This is a genomic window from Fischerella sp. PCC 9605, from assembly GCF_000517105.1.
GTDB lineage: Bacteria > Cyanobacteriota > Cyanobacteriia > Cyanobacteriales > Nostocaceae > PCC9605.
Genome location: NZ_KI912149.1, coordinates 949,558 through 970,025, shown reverse-complemented (window position 1 = coordinate 970,025; position 20,468 = coordinate 949,558). Strand labels below are relative to the sequence as shown.

Here is a 20,468-nt window from a genome sequence, read left to right as displayed (position 1 = left end):
CAAAAGAAAAAAATATTACATTTGGTTTCTAAAAACACTATATTACAGTTAATTTTAAAAGTAATAATTAAGACATAATTAAACAATGTATTAGCCTAAAAAATAATCGTTTTAAGGCATTCATAAAATTAATAGGTATAAATTATTGCTTTTTTATATAGAGAAGAGATTGCAGCATTTATAAAACACAGCACAAATACTGTGATAAATAACACGCGAAATTTTATTTAGGTTTTGATAGGTAAAAGCGATCGCTCGTAACGAAAAATCTTTGTATGGCGACTTAAGGTAAGTGACATGAGATACTTCCCGCGCAGCATATAGTTGAATTCCGGATGACGGCTATCCTTGCATTGCCCGCAGTTAGACTTAAACAATTAACTCTCAAGATAGATACAAGGTTGCATCAACTAGCTGAAAACTAAATATAGCGTTCGCTATATCTTGCTCAATCCTGCATAGTCTTCCAAATCATCATGCCTAGAAAGACAGCCGTGCTTGAGCAACCGCAGGTTAGCAACTTGGTTCGTGAACTCCGGCAATTGATGGCGTTAAGCCAAGAGCAGTTCGCAGCCAGGCTAGGAGTCGCTTATAGCACAATCAATCGATGGGAGAACGGTCACATGCAACCTTCTCCACTTGCACTCAAGCAAATTAAAGCTGTATTAAATGAGATGAATCATTCGCCGATGGCTGAAGTGCAAGAACGCAGCCAAAAGCTTCTAGATAAATACTTTCCAGAGGCGGAGCCTAGCTAGAGATGACTGAGGAGAAAGCAGCAATTTCCAGCAACACACATGACATCTTTGCGGGTGGTGGACAGATGGGAGCACTGATGCGAGACTCCTTTGGAGACGCTCCGCGATCGCACAATTGGTCGCAAACAACCCTCGGTTCAATCTCACAATGGGCACAAAGCTTGCGAACTGCGGTCAACATCTGCCTTAACACCCGCTTTCCAACGATCGTCTGGTGGGGTATGGAATTTACTTTACTCTACAACGATGCGTGGCGCTCCATCCTTGGCTCGAAACATCCCCATGCATTGGGAAAACCAGGGCGAGAGGGCTGGCCAGAACTTTGGGACACCATCGGGGCGCAACTGGAACAGGTATTGGCAACAGGACAAGGCACCGGGTCAGATCGCGTGTTGCTACTTGTGGATCGCCACGGCTATGCAGAAGAGGCGTACTTCACCTACTCCCACAGCCCTATTTTTTTGGAAACGGGGGAAGTAGGTGGTGTATTTACGGTAGTGACAGAAACAACTCCGCAGGAACAAGCACTACGACTGGAAGCACAGACTGCGAAAGCGAACTTGGAAACCATTTTGTCTAGCATCAGTGATGTGTTTGTAGTGCTCGATCGCGACTGGCGCTACACCTATGTTAATGCTAAGGCAGTTGAATCCTCTGGGAGAAGCAAAGAAGACTTTTTAGGCAAAACGATTTGGGAGTTTTTCCCGGACGCTGTCGGCACGCTGTTTTATACTGAGCTACATCGGGCGGTAGCCGAACAAACGCCTGTCCAGTTTGAGTTTTTCTATCCAGGCTGGAATCGCTGGTATGAGAACCGGGTTTATCCTTCTCAAACAGGCGTTTCTCTCTTCACCGCTGATATTACAGAGCGCAAACAGGCAGAACGCCGTCTTACTGCTCAATATGCTGTGACTCAGGTGCTGGCTGAAGCAGTCACCCTTGCAGACGCAGTTCCAGCCATCCTGCAATCCCTGTGTGAAAGCCTAGAATGGCAACTGGGCACGATCTGGAGCATCGATCGCCATACCAACCGACTGCACTATGTGAATAGCTGGCAGTCCTCTGGTATTGATGCACGGGAATTCATTGAGACAAACCAACAAACTACCTTTGCTTCTGGTATCGATCTCCCAGGTCGCGTCTGGTCGAGTCGTCAACCAATTTGGATTTCAGACCTCACTAAAGACACTAACTTTCCCAGAGCAGCAGCCGCCGCTAGAGGAGGTTTACACGCCGTATTTGGATTTCCAATTCTGTTAGGTGACGAGATTTTAGGAGTGATAGAGTGTTTTAGCGATCGCATCCAAGAGCCGGATGAAGATTTGCTCCAGATGATGTTGGCGATCGGCACTCAGATCGGTCAGTTTATGGAGCGCAAGCGAACAGAAGCGGCATTGCGTGAGAGTGAAGCTCGTTTTCGTTTGATGGCAGAAACGATTGAAGATGTCTTCTGGGTTACTGATTTTCGCGTACCTCAGATTCTTTATGTCAGTCCTGCATATGAGCAGATTTGGGGGCGTTCCCGTGACGAACTCTACCGCGACTACGCAACTTGGCTCGAAACAATTCATCCTGAAGATCGAGAGCGAGTCCAAGCCGTCGCTTCAACCTGTCAGCACAAAGACTTTGTAGACAACGAATACCGAATTGTCCGTCCCGATGGTTCAATCCGTTGGATTCACGATCGCGGCTTTGCCATTCGAGATCAAGCGGGGCAAATTTACCAAGTTGTTGGCGTTGCCCAAGATATCACCGATTACAAACGAACTGAAGAAGCACTGCGCGAGAGTGAGGAACGGTTTCGGGTACTTGCTGACAGCGCCCCTGTAATGATCTGGGTCAACGGTGCTGATGGTGGCTGCGAGTTCGTTAACAACGCATACCTAGAGTTTTTTGGCAAGACCCTGGAGGAGGTGACGGGGTTCGGTTGGTGTCCGTATCTGCATCCGGATGATGAGGAGGACTACGTATCTGCTTTTTTGGCTGCAATGGCAAATCGTCAGCCCTTCCGGGCACAGTTTCGCGCCATGCGGGCAGATGGTCAATATCGGTGGCTGGAATCCTATGCTCTGCCTCGGTTCAGCGCCTCCGGCGAGTTCCTTGGCTATGTCGGTAGTAGTCCGGATATTACCGAAATTAAGTACGCAGAGGCTGCCCTACGCCAAAGCGAAGCCCGATTTCGTCGTATTTTCGAGTGCAAAATGGTGCCTATGGGCATCTGGTCAGGTTCAGGTATTGTGGAAGCAAATGATGCTCTCCTCGATCTGATTGGTTATACCCGACAAGAATTGGAAACCGGACTGATCGACTGGCGCGAATTAACGCCCCCCGAACACTTGCCCGCCGACGATCGCTCTGTGGCTGAAATTGCCGCTAGAGGTTTTAGCACGCCCTACGAGAAAGAATACATCCACAAGCAAGGGCATCGTATCCCGATTCTGATGGGCGGTGCATCGTTCCTAGACGATCCAGAAAGCGGTGTGTTTTTTGCCGTGAACCTCACAGAACGCAAACGGATGGAATCAGCGCTACGCCAAAGCGAAGAACGGCTGCGATCGGCACTGCAAGCTGGTCGCATGGTGGCTTGGGCTTGGGACGCAAAAACGGATATTATCGTTCGCTCAGAAACAGCCTGTGAAGTCATGGGAATATCTCCTGATGCCTTGCAGGGCACAGGTTCGCAAGGATGGCTCCTCGTTTATCCCGATGATTTAGCGCATCATCAAGCCACTGTGCAAGAGGCAATCAACGCTAAAAGCAGCTATAAATCCGAGTTTCGTATGATTCGACCAGACAACGGCGCTCTGGTTTGGATCGAGGATCGAGGCAAAGTTAACTTTGATGCAATGGGTAATCTTGTTAGTATCGAGGGAACGCTGTTTGATATTAGCGATCGCAAGCAAGCCGAGGAATCATTACGGCGCAGTGAAGAACGTTTCCGCATTACCCAGGAAATTTCCCTCGATGCCTTTACAATTCTGCGAAGCGTGCGGGATGAAACTGGACAAATTGTTGATTTTGAGTGGACTTATGTCAATCCCAAAGCCGCAGAGATTCTCCGGCAACCCGTCGAAGCTCTGGTCGGTCAACGCTTGTTGCAAGTGCTTCCTGGCAACAAAACCAACAGCGAATTATTTGAGCGTTACGTCCGAGTGGTTGAAACTGGAGAACCTCACGATATTGAACTATTTTACAACTCGGAAGGCATCACGGGTTGGTTCCGCAACATGGCGGTCAAATTGGCAGATGGGGTTGCTATTTCTTTCAGTGATATCACTGAGCGCAGACAGATGGAAGAAGCTCTGCGTCAAAGTGAAGAGCGGTTGCGCGTTGCCCTCAAAAACTCGCCCGTCACTGTATTCAACCAGGATCGAGAACTACGCTACACTTGGGTATACAATCCGACATTAGAGTATCACGCCACTGAAGTGATTGGCAAGCAAGATGTGGATTTATTACCCAGTAATGATGCTGCGGCATTAACCCAAATCAAACGTCGTGTCCTAGAAACCGGAGTTGGAGCACGCCAAGAAGTCAAGCTGACTATGCAGGGGCAAGATTACTACTACGACTTGACGGTTGAGCCGTTGCGAGATACCGATGGTGAAATTATGGGAGTGACATGCGCTTCCATAAACATCACAGACCAAAAACAAGCGGAGTTAGCCTTGCGCCGGAGCGAAACGATACTCAATGCCTTTCTTGCCAGTTCACCAATCGGTATGGCATTTTTGGATCGCGACCTTCGCTATATCTATATTAATGAAGCACTCGCAGCCATTAATGGCTTACCATTAAGTGTGCATTTGGGACATACCCTGTGGGATGTATTGCCAGAGTGGGCACCACAATTTGCCCCCATGCTGCAACAAATCATGCAAACCAAAGAGCCTGTGCTGAATTGTGAAGTCAGCAGTGAAACCAATCCACTTGGAGTTTATTGGTATTGCCTGGTGAATTATTTTCCGGTCTGTTTACCAGACGGACAGGTGCTCGGTGTAGGTGTCACCTTAATGGATATCAGTGATCGCAAGCGAGCCGAACAAGCCCTACAGGAGAGCGAAGAGCGCCTGCGCTTTGCCCTAGAAGGTGCTGAATTAGGAACGTGGGACTATGATATTGCGTCCGGACAAATTTTTTGGTCAGAACGCAGCAAAACAATATTTGGAGTAGCACCGGATGCCGATGTCGATTATCAGGTGTTTATTAATACAGTGCATCCAGAAGACCGAGAACGGATTGATGCCGCAGTCGAACGAGCGATCGCCAACCGGGAAGATTATGATGTAGAGATGCGATGTCAATGGGCAGATGGCACGGTGCGTTGGATACGCTCGATTGGTCGTGCCCAATACAACCCAGAGGGTAGGCCTACACGCATGATCGGCGTTGCTTTTGATATCACCGATCGCAAACAGGCAGAACAAATACGAGAGCAATTATTAGAACGAGAACGAACCGCACGAGAGGAAGCGGAAACTGCCAACCGTATTAAAGATGAGTTTTTGGCGGTTCTGTCTCACGAGTTGCGATCGCCACTGAATCCGATTTTGGGTTGGGCAAAACTATTGCAGAGTCGTAAAATTGATGAGACATTGCTGAAAAAAGCACTTGAAACGATCGAGCGCAATGCTCGCTTACAAGCCCAACTGATTGAAGACTTGCTAGATGTTTCTCGCATTTTGCAAGGTAAACTCAGCCTCAACATGGCTCCTGTCAATTTAGTCACCACCATTGAGGCAGCTATGGAGACGGTGCGTTTGGCTGCGGAGGCTAAAACTATTCGTATTCAGACGATGCTCGATCCAGATGTGGGTGGGGTTTTGGGTGATGCAGCCCGCCTACAGCAGGTTGTCTGGAACCTCCTATCAAATGCCGTTAAGTTCACACCCCCAGGAGGAAAAGTAAATGTTCGATTGGAGTGCATCGACTCCCAAGCTCAGATCGCGGTAAGCGATACAGGTAAGGGTATAAAAGCTGACTTTTTGCCCCATGTATTTGAGTATTTTCGTCAGGCTGACAGTACGACTACTAGAAAGTTTGGTGGGTTGGGGTTAGGCTTAGCGATCGTTCGTCATTTGGTCGAGATGCATGGCGGAACGGTTTGGGCAGAAAGTCCAGGCGAGGGGCAAGGAGCAACTTTTGCAGTTAAGCTACCGCTGATCAAGGAAGGTCTAACAAGTACAGAAGAAATAAACGCCGCTCCCTCTACAGCCGCTCCTGTTTCTCTACCTCTATTGGGCGTACAAATTCTGATTGTAGATGATGATGCAGACACCCGTGACTTTTTCGCTTTTGCACTTGAGCAGTTGGGAGCGAACGTAACCGCAGTAGCATCGGCATGGGAAGCATTACAAGCACTGACACTCGCAAAGCCAGATGTGTTGCTCAGTGATATTGGTATGCCCGAGATGGACGGCTATATGTTAATGCGACAGGTGCGAACAATAGAAGCTGAACAAGGGAAACAACAGATTCCGGCGATCGCCCTGACTGCTTATGCAGGTGAGATTAATCAGCAGCAGGCACTTAGAGCAGGGTTTCAGATGCACATCGCTAAACCTGTATCACCAGAGGAATTGCTCAGAGCAATTTCTAACCTCATTAAACGCAATTAATCTCATCATGCAATCTATCTGGACGGGTATTTATTTCCTAGGGAATAAGACTAAGGCTAGAGAAACTTGATTTAATAACTAATAAATTCAAGTGCCCACTAGATAGCTAGTTCCCACCTAGCCCCTAGCAGGACTTCCCCCTAATTGAATCAGCAAATAGGAGGCGATATTATGGTATCAAATACTCCTGAAAATCATCATCTTAATAGTGATAGAAAGGATTTTCAGCCTTTGGATGGGTTGCAAATACTTGTAGTTGATGACGATATTGATAACTGTGTCTTAACTAGCTTTCTTCTTGAAGGTTATGGTGTTCAAGTGATAACAGCAGCATCAGCCCTAGAAGCTTTAGAGCTAATAAAACAACTGGAACCGCATCTTTTGATTGTTGATATCGCTATGCCAGAAGTTGACGGGTATTCTTTAATTAGCAAAGTCAGAAATTTTCACGAGCCGCTGAGAAAAATTCCAGCTATTGCTGTAACGGCTATAGACGCGCAAGAAGAGAGCGGCTTTGCTCTCAAATATGGTTTTCAAGCTTACTTAACTAAGCCTGTAGATCCTACAGATTTAGTCACAGAAATAGTTAAACTCGTTCACTAGTGTTCGTATCACAAATTTTTCTAATTTTATCTGCAATTCTACCTTCAATCTATCAAACACACTAATTAGAAATTAGACCCAATCTGTAGAACATTAAACGTCAAAAAAAGCGTGTTATCCTTCTAATAAAAGTAGTGGGATCGCCATTAAAAGTACGGATAACCCTCCTTCAGTTCCATAAAAGGATTGTTAAATTAGAAAAGTGTCAATAAGATAGTCTTTAACACGCCAAACCAAAATAGTTTGAAAGTTTAAATAAGCACCAAATCTTCGTCAAAAAGTGATTTCTAACTTCTAAATTTTATCAACCAGCATCAACCCTCTTTCTCACATGGGGAGGAGGGCTTTTGATTGAGAAATAGGCTGGTTCTCATTAAAAGTAACTAGAACAGTGAAAAAGCAGATTTTTACAGTAGGACTTGCTTTCTTATCTTTTATTATGGTTGCACTCACAGCTTCACTACAAAATTCTCATACAATCAATGAGATTTATGTCTTTGGCGACAGCCTCTCAGATGTTGGTAATGTATTTAATGCCACGGGAGGAATACAACCCTCTAGCCCTCCCTACTTTCAGGGGCGTTTTTCTAATGGGCCGATCTGGGTCGAATATCTTGCTTCCGGGCTAGCATTAACCCCCCAGCAAAATACTAATTTTGCCTATGGTGGTGCAACGACAGGAAGCAACAGTATGAATGGCGTACCAGATTTGTTAATGCAAATTGATAATTTTACAAAGGTTCATCGAGAAGTTAATCCGAATGGGCTTTATATCTTATGGGCTGGTGCGAATGATTATCTTCATGGCGCCAGCAATCCTTCACTATCAACCGGAAATTTATCTAAGTCAATCCAATCTCTTTCAAAAGCTGGCGCCAAAAAAATCCTGGTTGCTAATTTACCGGATTTAGGGAACATACCAGCCACACGCAATAGCCCCTATTCCAGTATTCTCAGTTCTGTGACAAGTGCACATAATCTCGGCTTGACTAAGTTTCTCGATGTTCTTAAAGAGAAGTTAGATGATCGTACCCAGATTATTGAGCTTGATGTTCATTTACTATACCGAGAAGCGATGACAGATCCAGCAAAATTTGGTTTCACAAATGTTACCGGTGCTTGTCTAAACAATCTTGCTATCTGTGACAATCCAGACAAGTTTTTGTTCTGGGATGGTATCCATCCGACAACTGCTGCTCATCGGATATTAGGGGAAGCAGCTCTAAAAGAGCTGAAGACAGCATATTGACTTTCTCCTCCTGTGGAGCTTCCCCAATCATCTGCTTAATCCTTTTATACTGTCTTGGCATCGATTTTCGCAGCTTCTTCTGGAGATACTTGTACAAAGTACCCAAAGTAAGCTGCAATCAGTGCTGTTAATGCATGAAGCCAAACATTATTACCAAAGATTGGGATTAAGCCAAATGTTGTATTAGTTGCTGGAATTAAACCCATCACTGCTAGCAATCCATAGAAAATTGCTAAACCTTGTGCATACAAACGCGCAAATTTAAAGCTCCAAAAGGCAGCGATACCTAAAACGCCAACTACTAGATGTACAACATTATGCAGGTAATTGATCGGAAAAATACCGAATAAGTAGCCATATCCAGTATTTACTTGGATTGCAGGCGCACTTTTAGGTAGTGAAAGCAAACCTGGTACAAATCCTAGTATTCCAACAAGCAAAAAGAAGATTCCCACAACTAGAGCAAAGTAGCGTATTCTCATACTACTGCTCCTCCTCTATTAACTTGGTTTTTTCCACAGGTAACACTGTTGCTTATCAGAGTTCCTCTTCATTAAGTAATAGGCTAATGTTAAATAGAGTTGTGTTCATGAATACAAAATTCTCAAGCAACACTTCTTCTCACATGGGAAGGGTATTGCTTTGTTAGCTTCAATATTCACTTTGAGGGCGATCGCTACCAATAAACCTAAACTTGCCGGGGAAAATAACGCCAAATACGCCGCCACAAATATTGAGTGTGACAGTGTTTCGACCTGTTCGCCTCCCTTTGGTATAGATATATTTATTTTGATCGTGTTGAGGGAGATTTTAGCGATCGCACACAACTAAGTTTTTATACTTACTTTACAAACTCATCCAACGTAAAATGAAGTAAACTTTTCACCTTGGAGCGGCAGTATTAAGCTGAAAATTCTATAATTTGCACACCATATTTAGATGAAACTCTTATGGGTTGGACAGCCCGCCCAATTTGTGTAAATTAAATGCACAATAGCTTAGGAGTTGTGGCAACGCAAGTATTGTAAAGAGCAAAAGTTTGGTCAGCGTCCATTACATTCGGATTTCACTGAGTACTAAAAATCCTCCCACTGAAGATAGAAGTAATGTCTGCTTACAAGATGCTAACCTTCCATCTAGAAGGCTGTCTAGATACTTTTTTGTGCATCTAGATAGCCATGAGTTTCATTGTTAACAAGTTAATTATGTGACTTGGCAACTTAGGGAGCCTTACAACTATTAAAGACATTGGTAAAGTAGATTTGTCTCTGAAACTCGTTGTGTCTTTCTTACGACTAAGCAGCCAGGTTTTTTGTTCAATCTCTGCAAGCAAGTAGTAGAAATTTAAACGTGGATATTGATAAGACAAAAATAGACAAATTTGCTCAGAAAACGCAGGCAATGGACAAGCGTATCGCTAATTTATATGAAAATGCGATCGCCATGCCTGTGAAGTCAAATGCAGTACCACAGTTTCTCATGGAACTTGGTCATGCCTCGCAAACAGTACACCATGCAATAGAGGAACTGTACCAGCAGAATGAGCAACTAGAACAAACACAAGAAATTTTAGAAGCGGAGTATCAACGCTACGAGGAATTATTTGAGGAAGCACCAGACGCCTATTTAGTGACTGATGCACAAGGCAAAATCCAACTAGCTAACCGTAAGGCTGCTAAGTTACTCAACATTGAAAAGCACTTTCTGCTGGGCAAACCAATAATTAATTTCATTGCCTTAGAAGAACGTCAGTGCTTTCGCAATTTCCTCAGCCAATTAAGTCAACACGGTAGAAGCCAAGAGTTAGCGATCGGCTTGCAAAGGCGCGGTGGCGAGTTCTTTGATGCAGCATTAACGGTGGCAGTTACCTACGACAATCAAGGTAAGCCTCAATCATTGCGCTGGTTGTTGCGAGGCATTACTGAAAGCAGACGAGCAGAATTAGTACAGATTCAAAAAGACAGCTACTTCGGCGACAGTCGCCAAGTGCATAAATATTCTAAAGGAGAAATTATCCCTCTCAATCCACAAACGATTTGGTATGTTCGCCAGGGTTTAGTAAAACTGTCTACGCTTTGTGAAACCAGTGAAGAGGTACTAGTAGGGTTGGCAGCTCAAGGAATGGTTTTTGGCTCTTACATGACTTCCTTACACGCTTATCAAGCCACAGCATTATCAGAAGTCGAATTAGTATCAATTCATCTATCAGAAATAACAACTTCCCCGCTATTGAGCCATGCCCTTTTACCAAAGATAAATCAACGGCTGCGGCAAACAGAATCTTTTTTAGCCATCACTGGTTTCCGACGAGTACAAGACCGTTTATATTATTTTTTGCGGCTCCTGAAACAGGAAATTGGCGAAACAGTTGCCCAGGGAACTCGCCTTTCAATTCGCCTCACTCACGAAGATTTTGCTAGCGCCTGCTGCACTACCCGCGTAACCATTACACGATTGTTGTGCAAGTTAAAACAACAAGGAAAAATTTGTTTGGATGCTAAAAAACATATAATTTTGAGAGAAATAGATTAATTACTCTATATCAATAAATTAAAAAGATAGATCCCCGACTTCTCACCATAAGTCGGGGATATTACAGAGTTCATTAAGTGATGAACTAATACAACCCTCTATGGCATCGGGTGGAAGAGAAGGTCAGGAAAAACAAAGTTAAACAAAGCCCAGGTAGAAAAGGCAATTGATACCGCTAAAACAGCAAGGACTGGTGCGAGAGAAAGATACCGAAGGAAATAGCTTCGTTGGTTACTTGACTTTTGCATGGTTCATTCTCCAAAACAAGTTAATAAGTTAGGCAAAACTAGGGTGAATAACCGAAAATATTTTCGTTTTTGGTATATTCTTTACCAAATGAAATACATCGGTTTGGTTTTGGAATTTCAATTTCCAAAATCATAAATTCCAGTTAGCTTTACAACAAATAAATTAATTAATATTAATCTGCTAAACTTCTCACTCAAGAGAGAAATATATATTAAATAATTTAGTAAATTTAAATATCCAAAATCTATTTTTAGCTAAAGGCGTATTAGTCAAAATAAGTTAAAAATTTTAATACTTTCTTGTCAATAGTTAACAGTAATTAAGAAAATTAGCTATTATTCAAAAATCTTTCTCTTCAAACTTATTGAAGGCTCTGCCTCTGGGCTGTTGCATAGGTGTGCAAGATGCAAACAATTATATAAAACACAGAAATCCCCTTATATCTTGTCAGGATATAAGAGGATGATGGCAATGCAATCGTCAGAGGATATTAAACATCTCAGCCGAATTTAGCCAAATTTTCCAGCATTTGCGGCAATGAGGAATGCTGCATAGGTTAGGATGTAGCCAACCGTGAAGTGAGTTAGGCCAACCAACCAACCTTGGACGATAGATAGAGCAACGGGCTTATCTTTCCAACGAACCAAGTTTGCCAGTGGGTAAAAATTCGGGCTTACTATTAACACTCAGTTGAGCGCTTGACTTCGGTTTTGCCATTCTCCTGGCGCACCTCAACACGCGAACACTGGCGCTGCCCGCCTGAATTGTACTGCTCAGTGCGTGTTTGTTGCACTTGCTCGTTCTGTTGAGCAGCACAGCCGACTAAGGTAGCAACCAGCACGCAAGCAAAAAGATTCCTAAAGAATATATGCATAGACTAATGTTTATACAAATTAGATAGCCGTGATTCGGCGTTGCTGATTGAAAGTATGAAATTGTTAACATCAGATTTACAATTTCTCACTGTAAAAGCAATTCATGAATTGCTTCTACAAAATTCATACCTTAAATTCAGCAACGCCCGTGATTCTTCAGTTTCTAGACCAGTAAGCAACAAATAAAATTCAACTGGGCGATGCACGTGAGTCCCCCGCTATACCTTTATGTTAGCGGCGCTCGGAACACCGCTCGCCTTACTGGGTACTCTTTACTCGTGAAAACCCAATCCCCAATCCCCAGTCCCTTTTGCAGTGTTTTTTATCTTTTACTCCTCAATTAAGTTGCATTGGTCTCTAACTAATATCTACAGCTGGACTGCTTGCGTTTCCAGAAACAAACTATATTATTTGTCTGTGATCGCAATTAGGAGGCGATCGCCCTCCGGTTGTCGCCATAATTTTCTCAGGATTGGCTGTAAGGAGTATCGCTTTTGGGGAATGAATTTTCTACATTTTTAACGACTTCCGATGCTCCTAGTTGTGTCTCTGGTTTGCGAGTATACCAGTATGCCCAGGCAATGAATACCGCTTGGAAGGGCAGTCTTACCCAATAAAGCAATTGATTGTGCGGAATTCCCTCAATCTTGATGTTGTGCAAAGTCATGTAAATGTTGGCAGGAAACACAGCAATAAATAAGGCAATTAGCCCCCATGCTGCTGCCACACTGACAAATGGAATCATTAAACCAATGCCACCCAGAATCTCAAATAACCCACTAATATAAACAGATGCCAACGGTGGAAATGGTGGCGGTACAATGCGGGCGTATTGATCCGGTCTAAGAAAATGGGTAATGCCGACAATGATGATAGACACGGCAAGAACACCACGGAGAATTTCTTTGCGGTGATAATCTAACTTAGGCACAAAAGACATAGGAATACAGAGAAAACACTTGTCAAATGGTAGATATTGCTGTGCCCTTGTACGTCTATCTGAAGTTAGCTCTTGATGCTGCATCAATAAATGCAATTGAATTGTAGCAACGCCGGAAATTTCGTAACGATGGAGTTGATGATCGCGCACATCTATTTATTGTGAAATTATCTTCATACAATTGATTCACCCAACTGGGTGAATACGGCTGCACCCGGCAGAATCTACCCTAAAAGTGGAAGATATTTAAATTTTAACCCTTACCTCTACTTAAAATTTTGTAAAAAGTCTATTTATTATTTGTTGCTACCTATCAGTTACTTTTTTTTATATATAAGAATTAAAGAGTGAATGAAATTGTGAAAGCACTGCATACATCTGATTTTCAACAACAAGAATTGTCACTGCTCGAAAAAATTGCTGCCAACATTCCTGGGATGATTTTTCAATTTTTACAGCGGCAAGATGGTTCTCAGAGCGTGCTTTATGCCAGTTCTGGCTGTAGAGAACTGTATGAATTAGAACCAGAAGTTGTGCAAAAAGATTTTCAGGTACTCTATAAACTTATTCATCCAGAAGATACGAAAGCCTTTGCAGAATCTGTTGCTAATTCGTGTGCCACACTCGAACCTTGGCATTGGGAAGGTCGCATCATCACCCCTAGTGGTAAACTCAAATGGGTGCAGGCTGCTTCTCGTCCAGACAAACAAGCTAACGGTGACATGGTTTGGGATGGGTTGCTGATGGATATTACAGACCGGAAGCTGGCGGAGGAAAAATTGCGTCAGAGTGAGGCGCGATATAAAGCAATTTTACATGCTATTCCCGATATGATGTTTCGCATTAGCCGTGATGGTGAATACTTAGATTTTAAAGGTGAAGGTGCATTAGAAGATATTGTGGGTAAAAGTTTGCGAGATATACTGCCCCCAGATGTAGCTTGTATTAACCAAGAGGCGATCGCTAAAACTCTGGATGCTAACACTTTACAAACTTGCGAATACCAATTGCCAACGCCTTCAGGAATGCGAGATTATGAGGCGCGGTTGGTAAAAAGCGGTGAAGACGAAGTATTAGCAATTGTCCGAGACATTACCGAACGTAAACAATCAGAAGCTGCGGTGCAACATCTCGCTCAAAAGTTTTCTAAAGCTTTTCGTTGTAGTCCCGATCCCATCACGATCAGCACACTCAAAGAAGGACGCTACATAGAAGTAAACGACAGTTTTGTACAACTCACGGGTTACGAACGCTCAGAAGCTATTGGCCGGACTGCGTTTGAGTTGAATATTTGGGTAAACGAGAGCGATCGCGCCAAATTATTGCAGAAGTTAGAACTTGAAGGAGCTATTCGCAACTATGAGCTTGAATTTCGTAAGAAATCTGGCGAGGTGATTTTAGTACAACTTTCAGCAGAAGTTATAGATTTAGATGGTACTCCGTGCCTGTTAGCAGTTAGTCACGACATCACCGAACGCAAGCAAGCAGAGAAATTACTGCACCTGTCTTCCCAGCGCGATCGCTTGTTGGCAGAAACGCTAGTGCGAATTCGGCAGTCACTCAACCTCAACCAAATTTTGCAAACTACTGTAAACGAAGTTCGGCAATTTTTGCAAGTAGATAGGGTATTTGTTGCTGTGAATGATACCCATACCTTATGCAGAATTATTGCCGAATCTGTAGACCCAAAATACCCATCAGTATTGGAGTCGAAGATCTGCGATCGCACTCTTTTGCAAGAATTGAAAACACAGCTTGTAACTAACAGAGTGCGTTTAGTTGAAGATATCACCCAGATGACAGTATTTCCCAAACTAGCAGCGCTCTATCAACAATTTCAGACCAGAGCTAGCTTAGCTGTACCAATTATGCTGGGCAAAGAATTGTTTGGAGCATTAATTGTCAATTCTTGCAGCGAACCGCGTCATTGGCAACAAATGGAAATTGATTTACTCCAACAAATGTCAGAACAGCTAGCTATTGCCATCCAGCAAGCGCAACTCTACCAAGAATTAGAACAATTAAACACGAATTTAGAACGCCAAGTAGAAGAACGTACCGCGCAGTTACAGCAGAAAATGCAAGAACTGCAAGAAATTAACCGAGTAAAAGATGTAGTTTTACACACCATTTCCCACGATTTGCGAACTGCAGTGATTGGTAACTTAATGGTGCTACAGAATATGCTTAAAAGTGAGGGACTAGGACATAAGGATAACTCTCCCTTGTCTTCCCCATCTCCCCATTGCCCCTTATCCCCACAAAGTGGGGGTCCCCCCTTCCCCATCTCCCCCTCTTTTCTTTCCGTTCCTCGCTCAATTATCGAGCGTATGATTCAAGGAAACGATCGTCAGTTACTGATGATTGACTCATTACTAGAAATTCATTCGAGCGAAGTAGAGGGAATTATCCTTCATCGAGAAGTAGTCAAATTTAATACTCTTTTAGAGACAATTTTTAAAGAAGTGGAACCAATGCTAGTGCAAAATCAAGCTCAACTGAAGATATTGGTTCCTGAAGATTTACCGTTAGTATTCGCCGATGCAGCAAAGTTACATAAAGTCTTTGTAAATTTATTTACTCATGTTTTGCAAAACAACCCACCAGGGTTAAACCTGAAACTCTCTGCCAAAGTGGAAGCAGATATGATTCGTTGTACCATTCAACACAATGGTACTCCCATGAGCAAGCTGGAGTGCGATCGCCTGTTTGAGCTACAAGTGCGCGATCCTCAAGCCCGTTTTTCTACATGCATCGGCTTAAAAATGTATCTTTGTCAGCAAATTATTCAAGCACACGGCGGTGAAATTGGTGTCAACAGTAACCGTAAGTGCGGGGTCACTTTTTGGTTAACTCTACCTCTAGCAACCTAATTTCAGATAAGACTTTAACTACAAATCCAATGACGAATGACCAATGACCAAAAAACAAAAATTTCCTTACCTCGTTGGTTCTAAGTGGACTGCACAACAAAAAGTAGATGGCTGGCGACACTTCCAGGTTGTCAACCGTAAAAATCAAGGTAAGTGGGTATACGCCGAAATGGTTGCTTCCTGCGACCCCAATGTGCGCTTTTGGATCAACGCCAAATTATTGCAAGACCGTTCCCAGTGGTATCCCGGTTGGCAATCGTTGCAAGAAATCGAGTTACTAGAGGCTAAAGGCTAAGCCCGTATTTTATTTTCATACTTCACCTTTAGATGACTGTCTGCGCTAGCGTAGGAATTGACACTCAATTTTTTTTGATTTACCGTGCTGTACTTTCAACGTTCAGCTATCTTTATTAGTTTGGCTGTTTTGCTCACCTCCCTAACAGCCTGTGCCAATAGTGATATTGGCAAAAACCTTGAGCAGTCTTTGGCAGCAGATTCTAGGCTAAAAGACAACCCGGTGATTTTTGGTGCCAATCAGACTCCTAATAGCGATCGCCAAAATCAAAACGAACCAAGCCAGCCGACTGTTCAGTTGCCAGCTGATTTTCCTAAAGATATTCCAATATATAACAACGCTCAACTACAGGAAGTTACTCCTGCCAGTCATTCAGACAACAGAGTATCAACTCGCTGGCTGAGTTCTGACCCCAGTAATTTTATAGCTAGTTTCTATCGCAGCCAGTTTCAAGCAAATAACTGGCAGATTTCTCAACAGCCAACAGACGATCAAGCAGGCACTTTTGAAGCGCAACGCAATGATTTACAGGTGAAGGTTTCTATTCAACCTAAATCAGTTACCAACGCCTCACCCAATCAGCCACAGACGGCTACCGAATTACAAATTGAATACCAACCAAACACTACAACCACAGCACAAGCTAGCCCAACACCTAGTACCCAAATTACTAACAATAACGATACTGCTCCTCAACCAGGCGATTCGCAGTTTGTTGGGCCTGTGCAACCACAACAGGAGACAACACAGCCAAGCGACACGTCTAATACCAATAGTTCTACACAGCCAAATCCGACATCTAATACCAATAACGCTACAGCCGTATCTGAAGCGCAGGAATTTAACGACTTGAATAAAGCACCGCAAGAATTGCAGAAATACATCCAAGATGTGGCTGCATTGGGTGTTTTATCTGTAGAACCAAGTGCTAATAAGAGCAATCCTAGTACCACAACCAGCCAGTTTGAACCCAATAAAAATATTACTCGGCGGGAATATGCTCGTTGGCTAGTGGCTGCCAATAATGCTATGCATGCCAACAGTCCATCTAAGCAGATCCGCTTGGGATCGGAAAGTTCTCAACCAGCTTTCCAGGATGTATCGAAAACAGATCCCGATTTTTCAGCCATTCAGGGATTAGCTGAAGCAGGATTAATTCCCAGTTCTTTGTCTGGTGATTCCACACAAGTTTTGTTTCGTCCCGATGCGCCAGTGACACGAGAGCAATTGCTGCTGTGGAAAGTACCTCTGGATACCCGCCAAGCTTTGCCTGCTGCCAACATAGATGCAGTTAAACAAACCTGGGGCTTTCAAGATGTAGGGAAAATTGACCCTAAAGCGTTACGAGCTGTATTAGCAGATTTCCAGAATGGAGAACAATCGAATATTCGTCGGGTGTTTGGCTATACAACGCTTTTCCAGCCAAAAAAACCAGTGACTCGGGCTGAAGCTGCTGCGGTGTTGTGGTACTTCGGTTCTCAAGGCGAGGGAATATCAGCAACTGATGCCTTAAAGTTAACGCGATCGCAGTAATACGAATTTCCTTTAAATATGAAACCTTACTGGTTACTGGGGGCATCGGGTATCGGGCAAAGGGCATAGGTTTTCTCCCCAATTCCCAATCCCCAATCCCCAGTCCCTTTCACTGCATTAGAGTTGGCATTGCCCACTCTACAAATTTTTAATATTAAAGCTTTACAGTTTATTTGTAACTAATTGGTTTTTTATAAAAAATTGATAAAGATATACTTTGACTGAAATTTTACTTGATTTTATCATGATACACTTACCAGTGGTTTTGCGATTAATCGCGTAAAAAATCTTCGCCAAGCTTGTTTTGAAATAGCAAAAATATCTAAGTTGCTCCGCCTGCAAAATACCTAATTTTCCTTGAGAACAACCAAAACAGCAGGGGTATATTCTGCATGAAAAAAAAACTTGTCGCGGTAGGATTTTTTCTTGTATCTTTGATGTCGCCACTGAAATCTTGGGCTACAAATATTAGTAAAATTTACGTATTTGGCGATAGTCTTTCCGATGCTGGCAATCTCTACAACGCTACACAATCCCAAATACCAACTAGCCCACCCTATTTTGAAGGGCGTTTGTCTAATGGAAAGGTATGGGTGGAATATATTGGCGACAAACTAGGGTTAACGCCAACTTTAGTTACTGATTTACAAGATAATACTCCTACTGATGGTATTAATTATGCCTTTGGTGGATCTAGTTCTGGCTTGAGTAATACCTTATTTCCTGAAGCACAATTACCAGGAGTACTGGGGCAAGTCGGCTTATTTATGCAATCTTTGAGAGAAAACAATCAGCAGGCTGACCCAGAGGCACTTTATATCGTCTGGGGAGGTGGAAATGATTATATATTTGGTAATGTTACCGACGTTAGCAAACCAATCGCTAATTTATCAACCTCAGTAGCATTACTTGCTATAGCTGGTGCTAAAAATATCATGGTGGCTAACTTACCAGATTTAGGCAAGATTCCTTTCACATCAGGTCAAGAAAATTCCAGTCAACTAACTGCTTTAAGCCAAAAACATAACAAATTATTGGCAGCAGCTTTGGGTAAGCTTAGCTCAATCCCTGGTGTTAATATCATCCCTATTGATATTAATTCCCTATTTAATCGTGTGCAAGCTACTCCTAGCGAGTTTGGTTTGACCAATGTCACCAATGCTTGTCTAGTAGGCACCTTGAATGACATAGCACAGGGTAATTTTAGCGTATGTCCTAACCCAAACGATTACTTATTCTGGGACGGCGTGCATCCCACAACACTAGTTCACAGTGTCATAGCAGAATCAGCACTCTCAGCGCTGGATACTCAGTCTCTACCCAAACCTTGGCAACATCAGCAATCTTGGCATTCGGAGCTTTTGAAGCACTAACAGTGCTCAAACGCAAATAAAAACAGTCGACGCTTACTCCAACAAATCCGGTTCTTGCCGCACAATCATTTCGTATAAAGGTTGAAAACTAAACCAACCCATATAATGGGAACCTACTTGAGTGTTTGCCAGACTTGCATTTTCATGTTTAATGAGCTGAGGTTTACCAGCTGCCTCTGCTAGTAACTGGGCTTGACAGGTGCGTTCCATTGTGATGAACCACCATGCTGCCTCATCAACTGAGTGACCAACGGTGAGCAAGCCGTGGTTTTTGAGAATGACTGCTTTATTGTTGCCTAAAGTTTGGGCAATGCGTCTACCCTCTTCTGGTTCCAGAACTACCCCCGTATAGTCATCAAATAGGCTGTGGTCTTCATAGAAAGCACAGGCGTCTTGGGTGAGGGGATCGAGCTGGCGACCTAGACTAGACCAACTTTTACCATAGAGTGAATGAGCGTGAGCTGCTGCTACCACATCGGGACGGGCTGCATGGACTTGGGAATGAATGGCAAAAGCTGCTTGGTTGACTGGGCGATCGCCTTCTATGACATCACCGTGCTGGTTCACTAAAATCAAGTCGCTGACCCGAATTAAACCAAAGTGCATTCCGAAGGGGTTCACCCAGAAGCAATCTAGGTGTTCTGGATCGCGGGCCGTGATATGACCTGCAATACCTTCATCAAACCCAAAGCGAGAAAACAGGCGGAATGCTGCTGCTAGGCGCTGCTTGCGATGCAGGCGTTCTTCTTCAGGTTCGGTAAAGGTCGGAGGTTGGGGAAGATTGGGCTTGTCAATAGAGATAGCTTGCATTATGCCCACCTGGTATTATGATGGTCAGGATTAAAAAGCTTATATATCTCTGAGTATACTTATGTGGGATTGCAACCAGTGATTCAAGCCAGAGAATTAAAGAATTAAGTAGATTGGTTGCAAGTGTTTGACTAAACAGAGTTTGGACGCTAAGTCATTTAGCTTTTGCGATCGCAAATGACAAAGAACAAGAGTAACGATGTATTAAACCATTCTGGTGAAGACCAGCAATTTTCTACAATAATCCCAGAGTGGTTGATAAAAGGTATCAGCAAAACAAATGCCAAAAACCGTTGCCGACGTAATGAGTCGTGACCCGATTGTTGTCCGACCTGAAACTCCTCTGAAGGAAGCTATCCAAACTTTGGCAGAAAGACGCATCAGTGGGCTACCTGTTGTAGATAACGCCGGTAAGTTGGTAGGCATTATCTCAGAAACTGACTTGATGTGGCAAGAAACTGGTGTTACGCCTCCGGCATATATCATGTTTCTTGATAGCGTGATCTATTTGAAAAATCCTGCTACATACGAACGCGATCTGCACAAAGCACTCGGGCAAACCGTTGGGGAAGTCATGAGTAAAAACCCCATTACCATTTCTCCTGACAAACCCTTAAGAGAAGCCGCCAAAATCATGAACGATCGCAACGTTCATCGCTTACCAGTACTTGACAGCGAGGGTCAAGTCATTGGTATTCTCACCCGTGGTGATGTTATTCGAGCAATGGCAGCAAGTCAAGATTAATAATTGGTTGGTTGT

Annotated in this window: 17 protein-coding genes; 11 read left to right on the top strand and 6 right to left on the bottom strand. The window is 43.4% G+C overall.

Translation table 11 applies throughout. The features are described from left to right. Positions 1–476 precede the first annotated feature (476 nt). The 4 genes from FIS9605_RS0119105 to FIS9605_RS0119090 all read left to right on the top strand — a co-directional run bounded on the left by FIS9605_RS0119105 (position 477) and on the right by FIS9605_RS0119090 (position 8,228). On the top strand, positions 477–758 hold the full coding sequence (locus FIS9605_RS0119105; RefSeq protein ID WP_026734036.1) for a helix-turn-helix domain-containing protein: 282 nt from the start codon (positions 477–479) through the stop codon (positions 756–758). A gap of 2 nt (positions 759–760) precedes the next feature. Beyond that, positions 761–6,376 (top strand): PAS domain S-box protein, encoded by a 5,616-nt coding sequence (locus FIS9605_RS39855; protein ID WP_051470070.1) that lies wholly within the window; start codon positions 761–763, stop codon positions 6,374–6,376. Positions 6,377–6,547: 171 nt separating this feature from the next. Next, positions 6,548–6,979 (top strand): response regulator, encoded by a 432-nt coding sequence (locus FIS9605_RS0119095; protein WP_035139953.1) that lies wholly within the window; start codon positions 6,548–6,550, stop codon positions 6,977–6,979. Between the two features lie 391 nt (positions 6,980–7,370). Then, entirely contained in the window at positions 7,371–8,228 is an 858-nt protein-coding gene (locus FIS9605_RS0119090) for an SGNH/GDSL hydrolase family protein (protein ID WP_026734033.1), read from the top strand. Between the two features lie 44 nt (positions 8,229–8,272). Here the strand turns inward: FIS9605_RS0119090 and FIS9605_RS37460 are convergent, their stop codons facing one another. After that, positions 8,273–8,710 (bottom strand): DUF4383 domain-containing protein, encoded by a 438-nt coding sequence (locus FIS9605_RS37460; protein ID WP_035139951.1) that lies wholly within the window; start codon positions 8,708–8,710, stop codon positions 8,273–8,275. A gap of 160 nt (positions 8,711–8,870) precedes the next feature. On the opposite strand from FIS9605_RS37460, the gene FIS9605_RS42810 reads away from it, so the two are divergent. Further along, complete coding sequence (locus FIS9605_RS42810) at positions 8,871–9,059, top strand: hypothetical protein (protein ID WP_155960458.1); 189 nt, start codon at positions 8,871–8,873, stop codon at positions 9,057–9,059. 570 nt (positions 9,060–9,629) lie between these two features. Continuing rightward, positions 9,630–10,760, top strand: a complete 1,131-nt coding sequence (locus tag FIS9605_RS0119080) for a PAS domain S-box protein (protein WP_082209834.1) — start codon at positions 9,630–9,632, stop codon at positions 10,758–10,760. Positions 10,761–10,858: 98 nt separating this feature from the next. Here FIS9605_RS0119080 and FIS9605_RS41090 read toward each other — a convergent pair whose 3' ends face one another. From FIS9605_RS41090 to FIS9605_RS37455, 4 genes are all read right to left on the bottom strand, one after another. Then, a complete protein-coding gene (locus FIS9605_RS41090; protein ID WP_072032405.1) occupies positions 10,859–11,008 on the bottom strand; it encodes a PsaJ protein in 150 nt (49 codons plus the stop codon). A gap of 510 nt (positions 11,009–11,518) precedes the next feature. Further along, positions 11,519–11,695, bottom strand: a complete 177-nt coding sequence (locus tag FIS9605_RS42805) for a hypothetical protein (protein WP_331280964.1) — start codon at positions 11,693–11,695, stop codon at positions 11,519–11,521. Next, positions 11,689–11,883, bottom strand: coding sequence for a hypothetical protein (locus FIS9605_RS0119065; protein WP_026734031.1), 195 nt, complete (start codon positions 11,881–11,883; stop codon positions 11,689–11,691). Before FIS9605_RS0119065 ends, FIS9605_RS42805 begins: the two co-directional genes overlap by 7 nt. A gap of 467 nt (positions 11,884–12,350) precedes the next feature. Next, positions 12,351–12,824: a DoxX family protein gene (locus FIS9605_RS37455; RefSeq protein ID WP_035140056.1), complete on the bottom strand. Its 474-nt coding sequence runs from the start codon at positions 12,822–12,824 to the stop codon at positions 12,351–12,353. Positions 12,825–13,171: 347 nt separating this feature from the next. On the opposite strand from FIS9605_RS37455, the gene FIS9605_RS0119055 reads away from it, so the two are divergent. From FIS9605_RS0119055 to FIS9605_RS0119040, 4 genes are all read left to right on the top strand, one after another. Then, positions 13,172–15,697 (top strand): sensor histidine kinase, encoded by a 2,526-nt coding sequence (locus tag FIS9605_RS0119055; RefSeq protein ID WP_035139949.1) that lies wholly within the window; start codon positions 13,172–13,174, stop codon positions 15,695–15,697. 43 nt (positions 15,698–15,740) lie between these two features. After that, the gene (locus FIS9605_RS0119050; protein ID WP_026734029.1) at positions 15,741–15,992 is read left to right on the top strand and encodes a TIGR02450 family Trp-rich protein; all 252 of its coding nucleotides are present in this window, start codon (positions 15,741–15,743) and stop codon (positions 15,990–15,992) included. 84 nt (positions 15,993–16,076) lie between these two features. Continuing rightward, entirely contained in the window at positions 16,077–17,525 is a 1,449-nt protein-coding gene (locus FIS9605_RS0119045) for an S-layer homology domain-containing protein (protein WP_026734028.1), read from the top strand. 392 nt (positions 17,526–17,917) lie between these two features. Next, positions 17,918–18,898: an SGNH/GDSL hydrolase family protein gene (locus FIS9605_RS0119040; RefSeq protein ID WP_026734027.1), complete on the top strand. Its 981-nt coding sequence runs from the start codon at positions 17,918–17,920 to the stop codon at positions 18,896–18,898. Positions 18,899–18,931: 33 nt separating this feature from the next. Here FIS9605_RS0119040 and FIS9605_RS0119035 read toward each other — a convergent pair whose 3' ends face one another. After that, positions 18,932–19,708, bottom strand: a complete 777-nt coding sequence (locus tag FIS9605_RS0119035; RefSeq protein ID WP_026734026.1) for a class II aldolase/adducin family protein — start codon at positions 19,706–19,708, stop codon at positions 18,932–18,934. 280 nt (positions 19,709–19,988) lie between these two features. On the opposite strand from FIS9605_RS0119035, the gene FIS9605_RS0119030 reads away from it, so the two are divergent. Continuing rightward, on the top strand, positions 19,989–20,453 hold the full coding sequence (locus FIS9605_RS0119030) for a CBS domain-containing protein (RefSeq protein WP_026734025.1): 465 nt from the start codon (positions 19,989–19,991) through the stop codon (positions 20,451–20,453). Positions 20,454–20,468 lie beyond the last annotated feature (15 nt).